This is a genomic window from Rossellomorea sp. GCM10028870 (assembly GCF_042666755.1).
Taxonomy (GTDB): Bacteria; Bacillota; Bacilli; order Bacillales; family Bacillaceae_B; genus Rossellomorea.
Window position 1 is genome coordinate 156,383 of sequence record NZ_JBHTGN010000005.1, and the last position, 16,462, is coordinate 172,844.

14 protein-coding genes are annotated in these 16,462 nt (G+C 44.5%); 10 read left to right on the forward strand and 4 right to left on the reverse strand.

What is annotated here, in order from left to right; all coding sequences use genetic code 11:
* Positions 1 to 361: 361 nt before the first annotated feature.
* Positions 362 to 547 carry a 2-hydroxymuconate tautomerase gene (locus ACFQWC_RS19265; RefSeq protein WP_034765056.1) on the reverse strand — a complete coding sequence of 62 codons (186 nt, stop codon included), beginning with the start codon at positions 545 to 547 and terminating at the stop codon, positions 362 to 364.
* Positions 548 to 824: 277 nt separating this feature from the next.
* Between ACFQWC_RS19265 and ACFQWC_RS19270 the strand changes: the two genes are divergently transcribed.
* Together ACFQWC_RS19270 and ACFQWC_RS19275 are read left to right on the forward strand one after the other, a co-directional pair.
* Entirely contained in the window at positions 825 to 1,430 is a 606-nt protein-coding gene (locus tag ACFQWC_RS19270) for a site-2 protease family protein (protein ID WP_149154984.1), read from the forward strand.
* Positions 1,431 to 1,459: 29 nt separating this feature from the next.
* Complete coding sequence (locus tag ACFQWC_RS19275) at positions 1,460 to 1,963, forward strand: YwhD family protein (RefSeq protein ID WP_299746566.1); 504 nt, start codon at positions 1,460 to 1,462, stop codon at positions 1,961 to 1,963.
* Positions 1,964 to 2,334: 371 nt separating this feature from the next.
* Here the strand turns inward: ACFQWC_RS19275 and ACFQWC_RS19280 are convergent, their stop codons facing one another.
* The gene (locus ACFQWC_RS19280) at positions 2,335 to 4,401 is read right to left on the reverse strand and encodes a transglycosylase domain-containing protein (RefSeq protein ID WP_377108850.1); all 2,067 of its coding nucleotides are present in this window, start codon (positions 4,399 to 4,401) and stop codon (positions 2,335 to 2,337) included.
* Between the two features lie 423 nt (positions 4,402 to 4,824).
* Here ACFQWC_RS19280 and speE point away from each other — a divergent pair, with 423 nt between their 5' ends.
* The 5 genes from speE to ACFQWC_RS19305 all read left to right on the forward strand — a co-directional run bounded on the left by speE (position 4,825) and on the right by ACFQWC_RS19305 (position 9,255).
* Positions 4,825 to 5,655, forward strand: coding sequence for a spermidine synthase (speE, locus tag ACFQWC_RS19285; RefSeq protein ID WP_148996313.1), 831 nt, complete (start codon positions 4,825 to 4,827; stop codon positions 5,653 to 5,655).
* Positions 5,656 to 5,778: 123 nt separating this feature from the next.
* Positions 5,779 to 6,651 carry an agmatinase gene (speB, locus tag ACFQWC_RS19290; RefSeq protein WP_299746557.1) on the forward strand — a complete coding sequence of 291 codons (873 nt, stop codon included), beginning with the start codon at positions 5,779 to 5,781 and terminating at the stop codon, positions 6,649 to 6,651.
* Between the two features lie 208 nt (positions 6,652 to 6,859).
* A complete protein-coding gene (locus tag ACFQWC_RS19295) occupies positions 6,860 to 7,297 on the forward strand; it encodes a YwiB family protein (protein ID WP_282138385.1) in 438 nt (145 codons plus the stop codon).
* Positions 7,298 to 7,301: 4 nt separating this feature from the next.
* Complete coding sequence (gene argS / locus ACFQWC_RS19300; protein ID WP_299746552.1) at positions 7,302 to 8,972, forward strand: arginine--tRNA ligase; 1,671 nt, start codon at positions 7,302 to 7,304, stop codon at positions 8,970 to 8,972.
* A gap of 103 nt (positions 8,973 to 9,075) precedes the next feature.
* Positions 9,076 to 9,255 (forward strand): XapX domain-containing protein, encoded by a 180-nt coding sequence (locus ACFQWC_RS19305; RefSeq protein ID WP_148970668.1) that lies wholly within the window; start codon positions 9,076 to 9,078, stop codon positions 9,253 to 9,255.
* A 112-nt stretch (positions 9,256 to 9,367) separates the two neighbouring features.
* Here ACFQWC_RS19305 and uvsE read toward each other — a convergent pair whose 3' ends face one another.
* Together uvsE and cls are read right to left on the reverse strand one after the other, a co-directional pair.
* Positions 9,368 to 10,321 (reverse strand): UV DNA damage repair endonuclease UvsE, encoded by a 954-nt coding sequence (gene uvsE / locus ACFQWC_RS19310; protein ID WP_299746548.1) that lies wholly within the window; start codon positions 10,319 to 10,321, stop codon positions 9,368 to 9,370.
* A 12-nt stretch (positions 10,322 to 10,333) separates the two neighbouring features.
* The gene (gene cls / locus ACFQWC_RS19315) at positions 10,334 to 11,539 is read right to left on the reverse strand and encodes a cardiolipin synthase (protein ID WP_341357184.1); all 1,206 of its coding nucleotides are present in this window, start codon (positions 11,537 to 11,539) and stop codon (positions 10,334 to 10,336) included.
* A 305-nt stretch (positions 11,540 to 11,844) separates the two neighbouring features.
* On the opposite strand from cls, the gene ACFQWC_RS19320 reads away from it, so the two are divergent.
* The 3 genes from ACFQWC_RS19320 (at position 11,845) to ACFQWC_RS19330 (ending at position 16,461) form a co-directional block, all read left to right on the forward strand.
* Positions 11,845 to 13,962 (forward strand): 4Fe-4S dicluster domain-containing protein, encoded by a 2,118-nt coding sequence (locus tag ACFQWC_RS19320; RefSeq protein WP_299746542.1) that lies wholly within the window; start codon positions 11,845 to 11,847, stop codon positions 13,960 to 13,962.
* Positions 13,963 to 14,303: 341 nt separating this feature from the next.
* On the forward strand, positions 14,304 to 15,491 hold the full coding sequence (locus ACFQWC_RS19325; RefSeq protein ID WP_341357183.1) for an acetyl-CoA C-acetyltransferase: 1,188 nt from the start codon (positions 14,304 to 14,306) through the stop codon (positions 15,489 to 15,491).
* A 118-nt stretch (positions 15,492 to 15,609) separates the two neighbouring features.
* Positions 15,610 to 16,461, forward strand: a complete 852-nt coding sequence (locus ACFQWC_RS19330) for a 3-hydroxybutyryl-CoA dehydrogenase (RefSeq protein ID WP_299746536.1) — start codon at positions 15,610 to 15,612, stop codon at positions 16,459 to 16,461.
* Position 16,462 lies beyond the last annotated feature (1 nt).

Below are 16,462 nucleotides of genomic sequence, written 5' to 3' on the forward strand. Positions count from 1 at the left end.
GGGGCTTGGGGCTCGAGGTCATAAGCCAAGTAACCCAAAAAGGCAAAGAACGCCTTTCCGGGTTACTCGTCTTATGCTTGTCGCCCCAGAGCAAGCCCCTTCTGCTTTTCTACATGTCCAGCTCCAGGGGCTTGGGGCTCGAGGTCATAAGCCAAGTAACCCAAAAAGGCAAAGAACGCCTTTCCGGGTTACTCGTCTTATGCTTGTCGCCCCAGAGCAAGCCCCTTCTGCTTTTCTACATGTCCAGCTCCAGGGCTTAGAGGCTCGAGGTCATAAGCCAAATCCACAAAAAAGGCAAAGAGCGCCTTTTGTGCGGATTCGTCTTATGCTTGTCGCCTCTGGGCAAAGCCCTTCCGCTTTTCTATTGATCACTTAAACGTTTTCCACCTACCGCATAGTGACCTTTCGTCATTTCTTCAATGAAGACAACGATTTTTTCTTCAGGTGCCCCTGTTGTTTCACTTACGGCTTCGGTTACTTTTTCGACGAGGGCGCGTTTTTGTTCTTCTGAACGGCCTTCAAGCATTTTTACTGTGATATAAGGCATTATGATTCGCTCCTTGCTTTTTGTTTTGGTACAATCGGTGGTAGGCATGTTCATTCTGCCTCCCTATTAAATGTAATGGGTAGGGGATGTGAGAGCAAGTTTGTTATGATGAGAAATAGGAATTGTCATGAATGCAGGAATTTTTCTGTATACTATTGAATAAGAAAGTAAACCATTTTTTAAAGGAGTACATACTTTGGATACATTTAGCTCTATTTTTGAGTCATTTTCCGTTTTTCGGTTGGAAGAGCTTCCGTTTGTGGTGATCGCCCTGGTCATGGCCTTTACAGTTCATGAGTTTGCCCATGCGTTTGTGGCATACAAATTTGGTGATACGACAGCGAAAGATCAAGGACGACTCACATTAAATCCGATTCAACATCTGGATCCACTTGGAACCATTTTAATATTAATTGCGGGGTTTGGCTGGGCGCGTCCTGTGCCGGTCATGAGATCCCGGTTTAAAAATCCCCGTTTGGCAGGGGTATTAGTTTCAGTGGCAGGTCCCCTGAGTAATTTCTTACTTGCATTCATTGCATTTGGATTTTTTTATTTTTTTGTAGGAGTAACTGGTGGAGTAGGGGTTCCTCCTTTTGTCATCGATCTTTTGCAGATGATTGTGTATCTGAATGTGTTGTTATTTGTGTTTAACTTACTGCCGTTCCCTCCGCTGGATGGATACCGGATCATAGAGGACCTGTCACCGAATCATATCAGGGCAAAATTGACTCAGTATGAACAGTATGGAGTCGTTTTATTCCTGATCATCGTGATTACACCTCTTGACGAGTATACAATCTGGCCGTTGCTACAAGGTGGGATGACAGCAACAAACCAGGCTTTCAGTGCGATTTTTACGACTGTTTTTTCAGTCTTTAGCTAGGTATGTCGACTTTGAAGGAGTGAAGATACATGGAAAAGAAAAAGAACATTGGATTTAATATCATCAAAAGTGACCCAACGGACGGTCACGGTGGCTATGGTGTAGGCTCATTAAGTCTAGATAATGTTTCCCCTGTAATGATTGATGTCGAAGAAGGGGAAGCCACGATTGAAATCGGAGCGATGCATGCGAGGAGCCCGATCGAAAAAGGGATAAAATTCACGAATAACCGTGAGGACTCAGCAGGCGGTAAGCCGTATTGGTTGATCTGGGTGACCATTGACCGTATGGAAAACGGTCCTTATTATGCGGGGGTTACGGCTTGTGAAATGGTTGTGAACCGTGAGAAGCGTAGAGGCTACAAGTCCATGCCGGAGCATGTGAATAATATGGATAAATCGATTAAAAGGAAAATTGTCCTCGATCAATTGGACGACAAGTCGAAAGGGATTCTTTCCGAATTCTTGAAGAAGCATGATGAGGGTATGTGGGAACGCTCAAAAGATGAATTAAAGGAAGCGTTAAAAGTTTAAAAAGATAGAAAAAATTTCTTTTGTGAACAAACTATGACATTTTTTTGAATATGTCGTTCACATCTTGCCCTTACGCTTGAAAAAAAGTACACTTAAATCACAGTTTGCACATAAACTAGGACATGAAAAACCACGGGTTCGCACAAACCCGTGGTTTTTCGTTTTTTTATAGAGATTTGGCGTGATTTGTAGGCGTGAATTGGATTTGTTGCGGCGCATTCGGACGAACTTGCGGCACTTTTAGGGTTTGCTGGGGCACATTCGAATGAACTTGTGCCACTTTCCGGTTTTGTTGTGCCACATTCGAACTTTGTTGCGCCAAATTGTGAACACCGACTTTTCTGCCTGCCCAAGCCGCCTCCGCTTTTCGGTTAAAAAATCCAATCCTTCACCTTTTCATACCATGGCTTTTCTTCTTTTTTCGCTGGCGCTTTCTCTTTCGGTGTTTCATTATCACCCAGATGTTCGTGGCAGTATTCGGTTGGTTCTGTTCCTTTTACAAAGTACGTGAAGCGCTGCACGGGACAGTCTTCTGTAGCAAGTAATCCGTTATGGGGATTCACAGCTACACCGACCACACCCTTTGTTGGTTTGAAGTTTTTGACGGGTTCATCTTTCAGGGCTTCCTCCATGAAATTCACCCATAGTTTCTTGGCTAAATATTTATCGTCCACCAGGGAGATTTCTTTTTCTTTATCATATCCTGTCCATACTCCTGCCGTAAGCTGAGGTGAGTAGCCGATCATCCAGTTGTCTGTGTTGGTTGTACCAGATTTTCCTGCATAGGGACGGGTGGCGTCTTTCCGGATCTGGATCCCCGTCACCGTTGAGTAATCATTGAGCTTTGGATCAAATATTCCACTCAGCATATGTGTCATGACATACGCTTGATCAGGGTCCAAAACTTGTTCTTTCTCGGATGTATTTTCGTAAATGACGTTACCGGACCAGTCTTCCACACGCGTGATGAATACCGGTTTCACCTTATAGCCGCCGTTTGCAAAGATATTGTAGGCGTTGACCATATCGATGACTCTTGCCCCTGATGTACCGAGTGCCGAGGAAGGGTACCTTTTTACCTTTGTCGTTAATCCGAATTTCTCTTGGGCTGTTTTCGTTAAGGTATCCTGACCAATGAAAAGGTGGGTCTTCACTGCATAAACATTATCTGAAAGAGCAATGGCCTGAGCGAGGGTAATGTCATCACCTGCATATTTGTTATTGTAGTTATGAGGTGTATATTTCTCTTTTCCGTCATCAAATGTAAATGAAGTTAACTCACTCTTCATGGTCGTTGAAGGAGTGAAGCCTTGCTCCAGGGCAGAATAGTAAAGGAGAGGCTTAATCGTTGATCCAGGCTGCCGGATGGCCTGCACCGCACGATTAAACGGGCTTTCCTCGTAGCTTCTTCCACCAACAAGCGCTGTAACAAATCCATTCTTAGGATCCATGGATACAAAGCCCAGTTGAATATCAGACTCATCAGGGATTTGTTCCTTCACTACTTTTTCGGCTACTTGTTGATGGTCGGATTTGAGGGTTGTGTAAACTTTTAATCCGCCCATTTCGATGGTTCGCTCTTCGATGCCTAAGTCAGAGCGTAGAATACTTTTTACAACGTCCTGAAAATATGGCGCCGTTTCTGCCTTTTGATGGGCGTGCTCGCCAGTAATGGTAATCGGAGCCGCTTTGGAAACTGTCTGCTGCTCTTCTGTAATGAAGCCGTCCTCGGTCATGGACTTAAGGATAAGCTCCTGACGCTTCTTGGCATTCTCCATATTGGCGACGGGTGAATAGTAAGTTGGCGCTTTGGGGATTCCTGCCAGCATTGCAGCTTCGCCAACGGTCAATTGATTGGCATCCTTACCAAAATAGTAAAGACTTGCTGCCTCAACTCCGTAAGCGCCATGTCCATAATAGATGGTATTTAAATAGCCTTCTAGAATTTCTTTCTTCGAATAGTTCATTTCGATTCGAATCGTGTAGAGGGCTTCTGAGATCTTTCTTTTCCATGTTTTGTCATGAGATAAAAATAGATTACGAGCATACTGCTGGGAAATGGTACTGGCTCCTTGCACCTTTGCCATGGCTTTCAGGTCGGCAAGTGCTGCTCCCGCCATACGTTTGATGTCGAAACCATAGTGCTGATAGAAGCTTTTGTCCTCGATCGAAATGGTAGCTTCGATGAGTGCCGGCGAAATTTCCTTCAGACCCACCCAATAGCGTTTCTCTCCTGTATTGGTTTCCCCTATAACCTTTCCATCCTCGCTGTAGAGCAAAGTGGACTGGGGCACGGCAAGAGGCGGGGGTCCCTGGATTTTAGCGTACGTTAAAACTCCGATCAGCCCTGCCAGAAAGAGGATCATAACCAATAAAGCCCCGACGACTGCCGCTCTGGCATATTTTTTTGTTTTCTCCATTCCAGCAATAAGTTCCATACCTCTCCCTGCTTTCTCTACCTGAGGTCCGTCCCTCACTAGGGACGGGCCACGGATTTTATATAGTGGACTTGGATAGAAATCCTCATTATGTTTAGCGTGTAGTATTAGTATGAAAAGTTTTACGAGTTTTTAAACGTCAAAGTTTTAGAAAAAATTTCACTTGAAATTTTGCTAGATTCCACTATACTTTTTCTCATGTTTGTATTTATCATGATAGGGAAGGATAAAACTGACGTCTGCTTTGGACGTTTTTACAATATAGAAGGAAAAGCCCGTTATTTCAGGCTTTGGCTTGATTGAGTGATCTATTTTGTCCTTAAGATGAACGTGTGAAAACTCAAACTAGTGGTATATGATTTTTACAGCGAAGAACGGAAATTGCGGAAAGATCGATAAAAAACAAGAAGGGAAGTTGAAACAATGAGTGGACTTTGGTACACAGAAAAACAAACAGAAAACTTCGGAATCACGATGAAAATCAAGAAGACTTTACATACAGAGCAAACGGATTTTCAATATCTTGAAATGGCAGAGACAGAAGAGTGGGGTAACATGCTATTCTTGGATGGAATGGTGATGACAAGCCAAAAAGACGAGTTCGTCTATCATGAAATGGTAGCTCACGTTCCGTTATTCACACACCCTAATCCTGAGAAGGTATTAGTTGTCGGTGGCGGAGACGGTGGCGTAATCCGTGAAGTATTAAAGCACCCAAGCGTGAAGAAAGCGGTACTTGTTGAAATCGACGGAAAAGTGATCGAGTACTCTAAGAAGTATCTGCCGGAGATTGCCGGAGAATTGGAAAACGAGCGCGTTGACGTACAAGTGGACGATGGCTTCATGCACATCGCGAAAAGTGAAAACGAATATGACGTCATCATGGTAGACTCAACTGAGCCGGTTGGGCCAGCTGTAAACCTATTCACAAAAGGTTTCTATGCAGGGATTTCGAAAGCATTGAAAGAAGACGGAATCTTTGTCGCTCAATGTGATAATCCTTGGTTCAAAGCGGATCTGATCCGCCAAGTACAAAGTGATGTAAAAGAGATCTTCCCGATTACACGTTTGTACACTGCAAATATCCCGACATACCCAAGCGGACTATGGGCATTCACGATCGGTTCGAAAAAGCACGATCCAATTGAAGTGCCGGAAGATCGTTTCCATGATATCGAAACAAAATACTACACACCAGAACTGCACAAAGCAGCATTCGCCCTTCCTAAATTCGTTAAAGACCTGACGAAATAAAGAAAATTTGAGGGACGGACCTCAAATTTCAATGAAAATAGTACAAATTCAATAGGGACGGGCCTCAGGAGGTGCTATGCACCTCCTAGAGGTCCGTCCCTCTAAAAAGAGAGGTTGAAGAATATGCGTTTTGATGAGGCTTATTCAGGTAATGTGTTTATTAAAAGTCATCCTTCTTATAAAGACAGCCAGGTCGTTCTTTACGGTATGCCGATGGATTGGACGGTTAGCTACCGTCCCGGTTCCCGTTTTGGTCCGGCCCGTATTCGTGAAGTGTCGATCGGTTTGGAGGAGTACAGTGCGTATCTCGACCGCGAGCTTGAAGAAGTGAAATTCTTTGATGCCGGGGATATTCCATTGCCATTCGGTAACCCGCAGCGAAGCATCGATATGATTGAAGACTATATCGACGGTCTTCTTGGAGACGGAAAAATCCCGTTCGGAATGGGTGGGGAGCACTTGGTATCATGGCCGGTCATGAAAGCAGTCGCTAAGAAATATCCGGACCTTGCGATCATTCATATGGACGCTCATACCGATCTTCGTGAAGAGTATGAAGGAGAGCCATTATCCCACTCCACTCCGATCCGCAAGATCGCCGAGCATATCGGGCCGAAAAATGTCTATTCATTCGGAATCCGTTCCGGGATGAAAGAGGAATTCCAATGGGCGAAAGAAAACGGTATGCATATCTCGAAATTTGAAGTACTTGAGCCGTTGAAGGAAATTCTTCCGCAGCTTGCAGGGCGTCCTGTGTACGTGACGATCGATATCGATGTACTAGACCCTGCCCATGCTCCTGGAACAGGAACCGTGGATTGCGGTGGGATTACGTCTAAAGAATTACTGGCATCGATCCATGCCATCGCTCACTCTGACGTAAATGTGGTAGGAGCAGACCTTGTGGAAGTTGCCCCGATCTATGATCCATCAGAGCAAACAGCCAATACAGCAAGTAAGCTGATTCGTGAAATGCTCCTTGGTTGGGTAAAATAAACAGCACAGCCTCTTCTGATTGTCGGAAGGGGCTCTTCTTTTACCATAAATCCGCTTACATCCACTCCGCAATATGAAAACTCCCAGTGTTCCATTGCAATTTCCCACAATACTTCTTATACTTAATTAGTTAGAAGGAAGGGACGTCTAAAAGAGGGACGGACCTATCACTTGATCGGACCCTAATATAGAAAAGGATGTGAGTGGTTTGACGGCAAAAACGGATTACACCCCTGTCAAAGTTCACTTGAAAACCAAAATCACAATAGGAGAGGAAAGTGACTCTTTTGAACTGGTATCATTTGGTCGATACTATGAAAAAGGAGATGCCGTTTTCCTGAAGTACGATGAGGTGCAAGAGGAAGGAACCACCCATACGATCGTTAAAGTCTCGGATCAACAAGCTCTCATTCTCAGAAGCGGTGCAGTGAAAATGAGAATGGCCTTTAACGAACGGGAGGAACAAAATGGTTCTTATGAAAGCCAGATGGGTACTCTCTTACTTACAACCAAAACAAAAAAACTTTCACATACACAAAGTGACTCTAAACTGGAAGGGGATTTCAACCTTTCTTACGAGTTAAAAATGCAAGACAGTCCAGTAGGGGATTATGTTATGTCCATTCACTATAAGGAGGAAGCATAGACGCATGAATATTGTCGAAAAAGTACAAGAAAACCTGAAATCCGAAATCAAAGCAGCAGTTCTGAAAGCGGGACTCGCAACAGAGGATCAGATTCCTGATGTTATCCTAGAAATCCCGAAAGAAAAATCCCATGGTGATTACTCTACCAATATGGCGATGCAGCTTGCACGCGTAGCAAAAAAGGCACCGCGCATGATTGCAGAGGACATTATGGCGAACTTCGACCAGTCCAAAGCATCCATTGAAAAAATGGAGATCGCAGGACCTGGGTTCATTAACTTCTACATGAACAATGAATACCTGACCGATTTGATTCCATTGATTCTTGATCAAGACCAGGAATATGGTCAATCAAATGCGGGGAATGGCGAGAGAGTGAACGTGGAGTTTGTATCTGCCAACCCGACAGGTGACCTTCACCTTGGACATGCCCGTGGAGCGGCTGTAGGTGATTCCCTATGTAACGTTCTTGAAAAAGCAGGCTATAAAGTAACGCGTGAATACTACATCAATGATGCAGGAAACCAAATCCATAACCTGGCTGTTTCCGTCGAGGCCCGTTATTTCCAAGCTCTTGGAGAAGACAAAGCGATGCCTGAAGATGGATATCACGGGGCGGACATCATCGGAATCGGGAAGAAACTAGCGGAAGAATTCGGTTCGAAATATGCGGAAGTAAGCGACGAAGAGCGCTACAAGTTCTTCCGTGAGTACGGACTGAAGATCGAAATGGCGAAGCTTCAAAAGGACCTGGAAATGTTCCGTGTGCCATTCAACGTGTGGTACTCTGAAACGTCACTCTACGAAAACGGTAAAATTGACGCTGCGCTAAAAACACTAAAAGACAATGGTCACGTTTATGAAGAAGACGGCGCGACCTGGTTCCGTTCGACTGAACTTGGGGATGACAAAGACCGTGTTCTGATCAAGAATGATGGGACGTACACGTACTTGACCCCGGATATTTCCTATCACCAGGACAAATTCGAACGCGGACACGATGTGCTGATCAATATCTGGGGTGCTGACCACCACGGATACATCCCTCGTATGAAAGCGGCGATTGAGGCACTTGGTTTTGACCGTGAGAAATTAGAAGTAGAAGTGATTCAACTTGTTCACCTTTATAAAAATGGTGAGAAGATGAAGATGAGTAAACGTACAGGTAAAGCAGTCACTTTACGTGAGCTTGTTGAAGAGGTCGGCCTTGATGCAGTCCGTTATTTCTTTGCCATGAGAAGTGCCGATACGCATATGGACTTTGATTTGGACTTAGCGGTTTCACAGTCTAATGAAAATCCAGTGTACTATGCTCAATATGCCCACGCGCGTATTTGCAGCATTCTTCGTCAAGCAGAGGAGCAAGGACTCTCTTCAGAAGACAAGATCGACTTAAAGCTGATCGGTACGGAAAAAGAAGTGGATTTACTGAAAAAATTAGGTGAATTCCCACAAATGGTTGCCGATGCTGCTGAGAAACGTACACCTCACCGAGTGGCGAACTACATTAACGACCTGGCATCAGCTTTCCATAGCTTCTACAATGCCAATAAGGTTCTGGATGAAGAAAACCGTGAACTTACAACGGCTCGTCTGGCTCTTGTAAAAGTGGTTCGAGTCACATTACAAAACGCTCTTGCATTAATCGGAGTTGCTGCTCCGGAAAAAATGTAATGACGATAGATGAAAAAGGTCCGTCCCTCGGGGTGGACCTTTTTCTTATATTTCTTCAGCTTTAACGTATAATAAAAGTAGACATATTGTTCAGGAGGATGTTATGAAAACAGTTATTTTAGCGATTGTGACCGGTTTCCTGGTTGGTTTTATTTTTGCCCTATTCAAGCTCCCCATTCCGGCACCACCAGCCTTGGCCGGGATTGCAGGAATCGTAGGCATTTATCTTGGGTTTAAAGCCTTCACAGCCATTCAGCCTTGGATCGAATCGGTCTTTAAATGAAATTTACATAGGAATCGATTCCATGTCCGGTAGCTTCCAACGACCATAAAAGTTACCGGATCTTAAAATAGACAAAACAAAAAAGACGAACAACAACGTGTTCATCTTTTCTCTACCATTCCAAAGCCCCGCCACTAATCCTTTTCACTCCCCGAATCGTCGATAGATCCTCTATCAGCTTCAACATGGCCAGATCTTTATGCTTTGCCTCAATCATAAAGTCAACGTCCTGATCGAACGTCTTGAGTGTTTTGAAAAATCCTTCTACAAAGCCTGCATCCACCAAATCAGCGTGAGAGCGGAATGCTTTGTCCGATTTCGGCGAGGAAATATGTATTTTTGGAACGAGATCTCTCTTTTCCCAGGTGGCAAAAATCGCTTCAAGATAATCTCCTAATGGCTTTTCACTAAGGTTGGCCTCGTGATGGTGGATATCAAGGACCATGGGGATGTTTTCTCTTTGACAAACACCTAATGTTTCTTCTACCGTATAGGTTTTGTCGTCGTTCTCCAGGGTCATGATTTCTTTCACATCAGTCGGGAGGCTTTTCAAATTCTCATAAAAGCGTACAAGCGTTTCTTCCTTATCACCATAGCTTCCACCGATATGAATGTTAATGACAGAGCTATCCTCAATCCCCATATATTCAAGCATGCGATAATGATAAACCATATCCTTTACGGCGTTGTCAGTGACATGCTGCTTGGGACTGGTGAATAAAGTGAATTGATTGGGGTGAAAGCTTGCCCTGATCCCAAACTTCTTGATTAGATCCCCAAGCTCTTTCCATTCGTCTTTAAAGGGGGTATAGAAGTCCCATTCTACTTCCGGATGAGTAGCTAACGGAACAAGTGAGCTTGATAGTCGGTACAGTTCAATTTCGTGAGCTGCACACAGATACAGAATACGTTTCGTATGTTCCAGGTTTAATTTTGTTACTTCCTTCAAACGATCCATTCGTTCCTCTTTCGGAAGCTCAGTATATCGTTTGAAGGTCATGGTTTTGGCAGGGCTCGCGTCCCACAAGGAGAGGGAGTTAGCAACAAATCCCAATCGGATTTTCATGTGATTTCCCCCCTAAAGTAAAATGGAAATGGATGAAGCGACACGTTCCTTTATACGAGTAAATATGGAAACAGAATCGAGGTCACTGACGCTTAGTATATCCGAAGCGTCCATATCCTTCGTCATCTCATTTTTCAATGTGTGAATGAACTCTTTGTCGAATATAAGGTTATTAATTTCAAGATTGATAAAAAAGCTTCTTTTATCAAAATTGGCCGTTCCTAAATCACAGAAATGATCGTCTACGATCATTACCTTCGCATGGTAAAACCCGTTCATAAATTGATACACCTTTGCCCCTCTAGCCAGTAAGGTTCTAAAATAAGGGAATGCGGCTTCCTTCACCAACATATGATCGGCATTATTTGGAATGATGATCCTTACAATGACGCCACGCTCCAATGCATCACATAATGCCCCCATTAAAATCGGGGTGGGGATGAAATAAGGACTCCCAATGATGACTTCCTCCTTGGCTTCATCGATGAACTTCTTGAAGAAATCCTCGATATTCACCCCTTCTGTCGGAAAAATCTGATGTGGGATGCTTCCTTTTTCGGCTGGAGGAAAGTATTTCGTTTCGTCTTTCAGATCCTTTTTCGTCGCTCTGAACCAATCGATGCAAAATTCTGTTTGTAAGTCGTGAACGCCTTCACCATCCAAACGGAGATGATAATCCCTCCAAGGAGACAGCTCGGGTTTGTCATTCTCATCAATATATTCTTTCCCGACGTTATAACCGCCCAAATATCCAAACTTGCCGTCAATCACCGTGATTTTCCGGTGATTCCGCTGTTGGGAGGAGAAAAATAAGAAAGGCAAACTGACTTTTTGGCAGAAGGCCACTTCCACACCAGCGTCACGTAGCATTCTCACTTTTGATTTAGGGACGTTATGACTCCCGATCTGATCCATTAACAAGCGGACCTCTACGCCTTCTTTTGCTTTATCCTTCAATAAATCCATAAACCGTAAAGCAAAATGGTCATCTTGGACGATATAGAATAAAACATGAATGGAAGATTTGGCTTCTTTCATTTCTTTAAACATTCGATCAAACAGCTCCGGACCTCTGGAAAATAATTCGATATCGCTGTTTCGTTTTTCATAATCTCTTCTTGTCCGTGTCCGGATGAAATGACTTCTACCCAGCTTAAAGTCGATCATTAACCAGCCTATGACAACAACTATTATTAACAGTAGGATGAACCACCACATATAATCACTCTCTCATCTGCATTAGCATTAGTATGTCCTTAAATCTTACCTACTTTGCACTCTTTCTTCTTTTACCTTAAATGATTCATATTGAAACCTATGGGGGGTACAAAAAGTCCTGGTTACTCCCGACGAATGAATGACCATTCATGTAAAGGTTTTCATTTTTCTTGGTAAAAACCATTGACTGAATGCTCATTCATAATATAATGGATATATGAACTATTCAGAATATTAATTTGGTTTGTAAAAGTTTGAACAAAGGGGAAGTTCGGGTCAAACCGAAGAAGGGGGAGTGTTTTTCAATGAATGGGTTACTCATTCTCAATTGGGTTGCATTTATTCTTGTGACCGTTTACGCACTTAGTCTGTTTGTGTATGTAGTAAAGACGAGAATTGAATATATTAAGCTCGGAAAGAAAGTGGAGTTCGACCAACGATTCAAGGAACGATTCCAGAAGATCGTGGTCAACGTCTTCGGCCAGAAGAAGCTCTTGAAGGATAAGAAGAGTGGAGTAATCCACGTCATGTTCTTCTACGGCTTCATTTTAGTCCAATTCGGAGCCATCGATTTCATCTGGAAAGGACTGGCGCCAGGAAGTCACTTGCCACTGGGACCTTTATATCCCGGATTCACGTTCTTCCAGGAGATTGTCACACTCATGATCCTGGTAGCGGTTGTTTGGGCCTTCCACCGCCGCTATGTGGAGAAGCTGGTTCGTTTGAAAAGAGGATTTAAATCAGGATTGGTTCTCTTATTCATCGGGGGACTAATGCTATCGGTTCTTGTAGGGAACGGGATGGGCCTTATCTGGCACGGTGAAGAGCTTGCCTGGACAGAGCCTGTAGCGTCACTCATTGCAGGAGCACTTGGAGCCATTGGAGAAACAGCTTCCATCGTCATTTTCTATGTGGCATGGTGGATCCATTTATTATTCTTACTGGCATTCCTTGTATATGTTCCACAATCCAAGCACGCTCATTTAATCGCTGGTCCTGCGAATGTCTACTTTAATCGATTAGACAACCCTGGAAAGCTTAAGCCCATCGACTTTGAAGACGAGTCAGCCGAAAGCTTCGGGGTAGGGAAAATTGAAGAGTTCACGCAACATCAAATGATCGATTTCTACGCTTGCGTGGAATGCGGTCGTTGTACGAATATGTGTCCTGCTACAGGAACAGGGAAAATGCTTTCCCCAATGGATTTAATCGTCAAACTGCGTGATAATCTGACGAATCACGGTGCCGTCGTTACGCAGAAAAAACCTTGGGTGCCTACATTTGCATTCAATGGCACCAAAGGAAATCAACTTGCGATGGCGAGTGCCACTCAAGCAGCAGAAGAAGCGGCTGCCGGTGCTGCGTACAGTCCAAGCCTGATCGGAGACGTCATCACAGAAGAAGAAATCTGGGCATGTACGACGTGCCGTAACTGTGAAGACCAATGTCCGGTCATGAACGAGCACGTAGATAAAATCATCGACCTTCGCCGTTACCTGGTCCTGACTGAAGGAAAGATGGACGCAGATGCACAGCGTGCGATGCAAAATATCGAACGTCAAGGGAATCCTTGGGGTCTGAACCGTAAAGAACGTGAAAACTGGCGTGAAGCGAGAGAAGACGTTCATATTCCTACAGTGAAAGAAATGAAAAAAGCGGGAGAAGACTTCGAATACTTATTCTGGGTTGGATCCATGGGTTCATTCGATAACCGCAGCCAAAAAATCGCGTTATCCTTTGCCAAGCTGCTGAATGAAGCAGGCGTTAAATTCGCGATCTTAGGAAACAAAGAGAAGAATTCCGGTGATACACCACGTCGACTCGGTAATGAGTTCCTATTCCAGGAGCTTGCAGGTCAAAACATCGCCGAATTCGAAAAGAATGAAATCAAGAAAATTATTACGATCGATCCGCATGCGTATAACATTTTCAAAAATGAGTATCCTGACTTCGGATTGGAAGCGGAAGTGTATCACCATACAGAGCTTCTATATGACTTGGTAAAAGAAGGGCGTCTGAAGCCGAAATACGAAGTGAATGAAACGATCACCTTCCACGACTCCTGTTACCTGGGACGTTACAACGAAGTATACGATCCACCACGCGAAATCCTGAAATCGATCTCTGGAGTGAAATTGGTTGAAATGGAACGTAACCGTGAAAAAGGTATGTGCTGTGGAGCAGGTGGAGGACTCATGTGGATGGAAGAAGACGCAGGTCACCGCGTGAACGTTTCGCGTACAGAGCAGGCACTTGAGGTCAGCCCATCGGTCATCAGCTCGGGTTGTCCATACTGCCTGACGATGCTATCTGATGGAACGAAAGCGAAGGAAGTAGAAGAAACCGTCTCTACTCAGGATGTGGCAGAAATCCTTGAAAAAGCGGTATGTGGCGATCAAAAAGATCAGCCGGCTGCTTCGTAAAAAGAATATTATCTGTTTAATAATGAAAAGTCCGTTTCTCAGTAGTTGAACATCTAGGAGTGAAACAAAAGCCTCTACCTGCGTTTCACTCCTATTATTTTTCTACAATAATGAATTTAATAGAAAAATAAAAACTTTCTAAAAAATCATTACGTTCTAAACGAATATGAAGTACAATAAAGGTATATAAGGGACAAAAACTGTCCCTTCTCTTTTGGGGACTGGTTGAGCGAGCGTTCAGTCGAATATCAGTAAGTTCTATTTTTTTGAGTGCTGTTGAAAGCGTATACAATTTGTTTTTGTCGAATCAAATCATTCAGATATAAAGGAGAGCGATTGAGATGGGAAAAACGGTTATTTTAGATGGAGCAAGAACGCCATTCGGTAAATTTGGTGGGAGCTTAAGCAGTTTTACAGCTTCAGAGCTTGGCGGTTTTGCCGTGAAGGAAGCCCTGAAACGATCAGGCATTAATGGAGAAGAGGTAGAGGAAGTGATCCTCGGTTCTGTTTTACAAGGGGGGCAGGGACAGATTCCTTCCCGACAAGCATCCCGTCATGCCGGATTACCGTGGAACGTCAAAACGGAAACCATCAACAAAGTATGTGCTTCAGGAATGCGCAGTGTGACAATGGGTGACCAAATCATCCGTGCAGGCGACGGTGAAGTCATCGTGGCAGGCGGAATGGAATCCATGTCAAATGCACCGTACATCCTTCCGAAAGCTCGCTGGGGCTTCAAAATGGGTGATTCCCAAGTGAAGGACTTAATGGTTCACGACGGATTGACGTGCAGCTTCAACAATGTCCACATGGGAACGTACGGAAATGAGACAGCGAAAGAGTTTGAACTATCAAGAGAAGAGCAGGATCAGTGGGCACTTAGAAGCCATGAACGTGCAGTGAAAGCGACAGAAGCAGGCGTTCTGGGAGAGGAAATTGTAGCGGTTGAAGTTCCACAACGCAAAGGCGACCCAGTTGTCGTCAATAAAGATGAAGCGCCACGAAAAGAAACGTCCATCGAGGCTTTGGCCAAATTAGGTCCGGTCTTCGGATCAGAAGGAACCATCACAGCAGGTAACGCACCGGGGGTCAACGATGGTGCGGCAGCCATGGTACTCATGAGTGAAGAAAGAGCCATAAAAGAAGGGAAGCAACCATTGGCCACCATCCTTGGCCACACGGCCATTGCCGTCGAAGCAAAGGACTTCCCGCAAACACCGGGACTCGTCATCAATGAGCTGCTGAAGAAAACAGGCAAATCACTTGAGGAAATCGACCTGTTTGAAATTAACGAAGCATTCGCAGCGGTGGCCCTGACAAGCGGGAAAATCGCTGGATTAGATCCTGAAAAAGTCAATGTAAACGGTGGAGCAGTCGCCCTCGGTCATCCGATCGGAGCAAGCGGAGCACGGATCATCCTGACGCTCGCATACGAGCTGAAGCGTCGCGGAGGCGGTGTAGGAATTGCATCGATCTGCAGCGGTGGCGGTCAAGGGGATGCGATTATGATCGAGGTGGCGAAGCAGTAGGGCGTAGGAGAGTGTTGTACCAGGTACGCAACAATGGTACGCATAATTATGATCAGCTACAACTTCAATTACAAACGAAACCAACCAGATAACTAGCTTTAACAAAGGGGAGAAAATAATGAACATCAAAAAAGTAATGGTCATCGGGGCAGGACAAATGGGATCAGGAATTGCTCAAGTGTGTGCACAAGCGGGATTCGACGTCTACCTGAACGATCTGAAAGCAGAATTTGTTCAAAAGGGAATCGGCGTGATCACAAAGAACCTGACGCGCTCGGTTGAAAAAGGAAGAATGTCTGAAGAAGATAAAACAGCTACCGTGAACCGTTTAACGGCATCAACCGATATTCACGACGCGAAGCAAGTAGACCTTGTCATCGAGGCAGCGGTTGAAAACATGAATATCAAAACAAAAATCTTTGCTCAACTGGATGAAATAACTCCGGAGCACACGATCCTTGCTTCTAACACTTCTTCACTGCCGATTACAGAAATCGCTGCAGCGACGAAGCGTCCCCAGCAAGTGATCGGAATGCATTTTATGAACCCGGTACCGGTCATGAAGTTGGTGGAAATCATTCGCGGACTTGCGACGACGGATGAAGTGTATCAAGTGATCGAAGACATGACGAAATCCCTCCACAAAGTTCCGGTTGAAGTCGAGGACTTTCCTGGATTCGTCTCCAATCGAATCCTGATGCCGATGATCAACGAAGCGATCTACACCCTGTATGAAGGGGTAGCGAGTAAAGAGGCGATTGATGAAGTGATGAAGCTCGGTATGAATCACCCAATGGGTCCTCTTACTCTGGCAGACTTCATCGGGCTTGATACATGCCTATACATCATGGAAACACTGCACGAAGGCTTCGGTGATGACAAATATCGCCCATGCCCGCTACTTAGAAAATATGTGAAAGCCGGCTGGTTGGGTAGAAAAACAGGCCGTGGTTTCTATTCATACGAGTAAC

What these genes read in the sequence shown, in the direction of transcription:
- ACFQWC_RS19265 (WP_034765056.1), bottom strand. Translation starts at nt 547, where the DNA reads ATGCCTTATATCACAGTAAAAATGCTTGAAGGCCGTTCAGAAGAACAA.
- ACFQWC_RS19270 (WP_149154984.1), top strand. Translation starts at nt 825, where the DNA reads ATGGCCTTTACAGTTCATGAGTTTGCCCATGCGTTTGTGGCATACAAA.
- ACFQWC_RS19275 (WP_299746566.1), top strand. Translation starts at nt 1,460, where the DNA reads ATGGAAAAGAAAAAGAACATTGGATTTAATATCATCAAAAGTGACCCA.
- ACFQWC_RS19280 (WP_377108850.1), bottom strand. Translation starts at nt 4,401, where the DNA reads ATGGAACTTATTGCTGGAATGGAGAAAACAAAAAAATATGCCAGAGCG.
- speE (WP_148996313.1), top strand. Translation starts at nt 4,825, where the DNA reads ATGAGTGGACTTTGGTACACAGAAAAACAAACAGAAAACTTCGGAATC.
- speB (WP_299746557.1), top strand. Translation starts at nt 5,779, where the DNA reads ATGCGTTTTGATGAGGCTTATTCAGGTAATGTGTTTATTAAAAGTCAT.
- argS (WP_299746552.1), top strand. Translation starts at nt 7,302, where the DNA reads ATGAATATTGTCGAAAAAGTACAAGAAAACCTGAAATCCGAAATCAAA.
- ACFQWC_RS19305 (WP_148970668.1), top strand. Translation starts at nt 9,076, where the DNA reads ATGAAAACAGTTATTTTAGCGATTGTGACCGGTTTCCTGGTTGGTTTT.
- uvsE (WP_299746548.1), bottom strand. Translation starts at nt 10,321, where the DNA reads ATGAAAATCCGATTGGGATTTGTTGCTAACTCCCTCTCCTTGTGGGAC.
- cls (WP_341357184.1), bottom strand. Translation starts at nt 11,539, where the DNA reads ATGTGGTGGTTCATCCTACTGTTAATAATAGTTGTTGTCATAGGCTGG.
- ACFQWC_RS19320 (WP_299746542.1), top strand. Translation starts at nt 11,845, where the DNA reads ATGAATGGGTTACTCATTCTCAATTGGGTTGCATTTATTCTTGTGACC.
- ACFQWC_RS19325 (WP_341357183.1), top strand. Translation starts at nt 14,304, where the DNA reads ATGGGAAAAACGGTTATTTTAGATGGAGCAAGAACGCCATTCGGTAAA.
- ACFQWC_RS19330 (WP_299746536.1), top strand. Translation starts at nt 15,610, where the DNA reads ATGAACATCAAAAAAGTAATGGTCATCGGGGCAGGACAAATGGGATCA.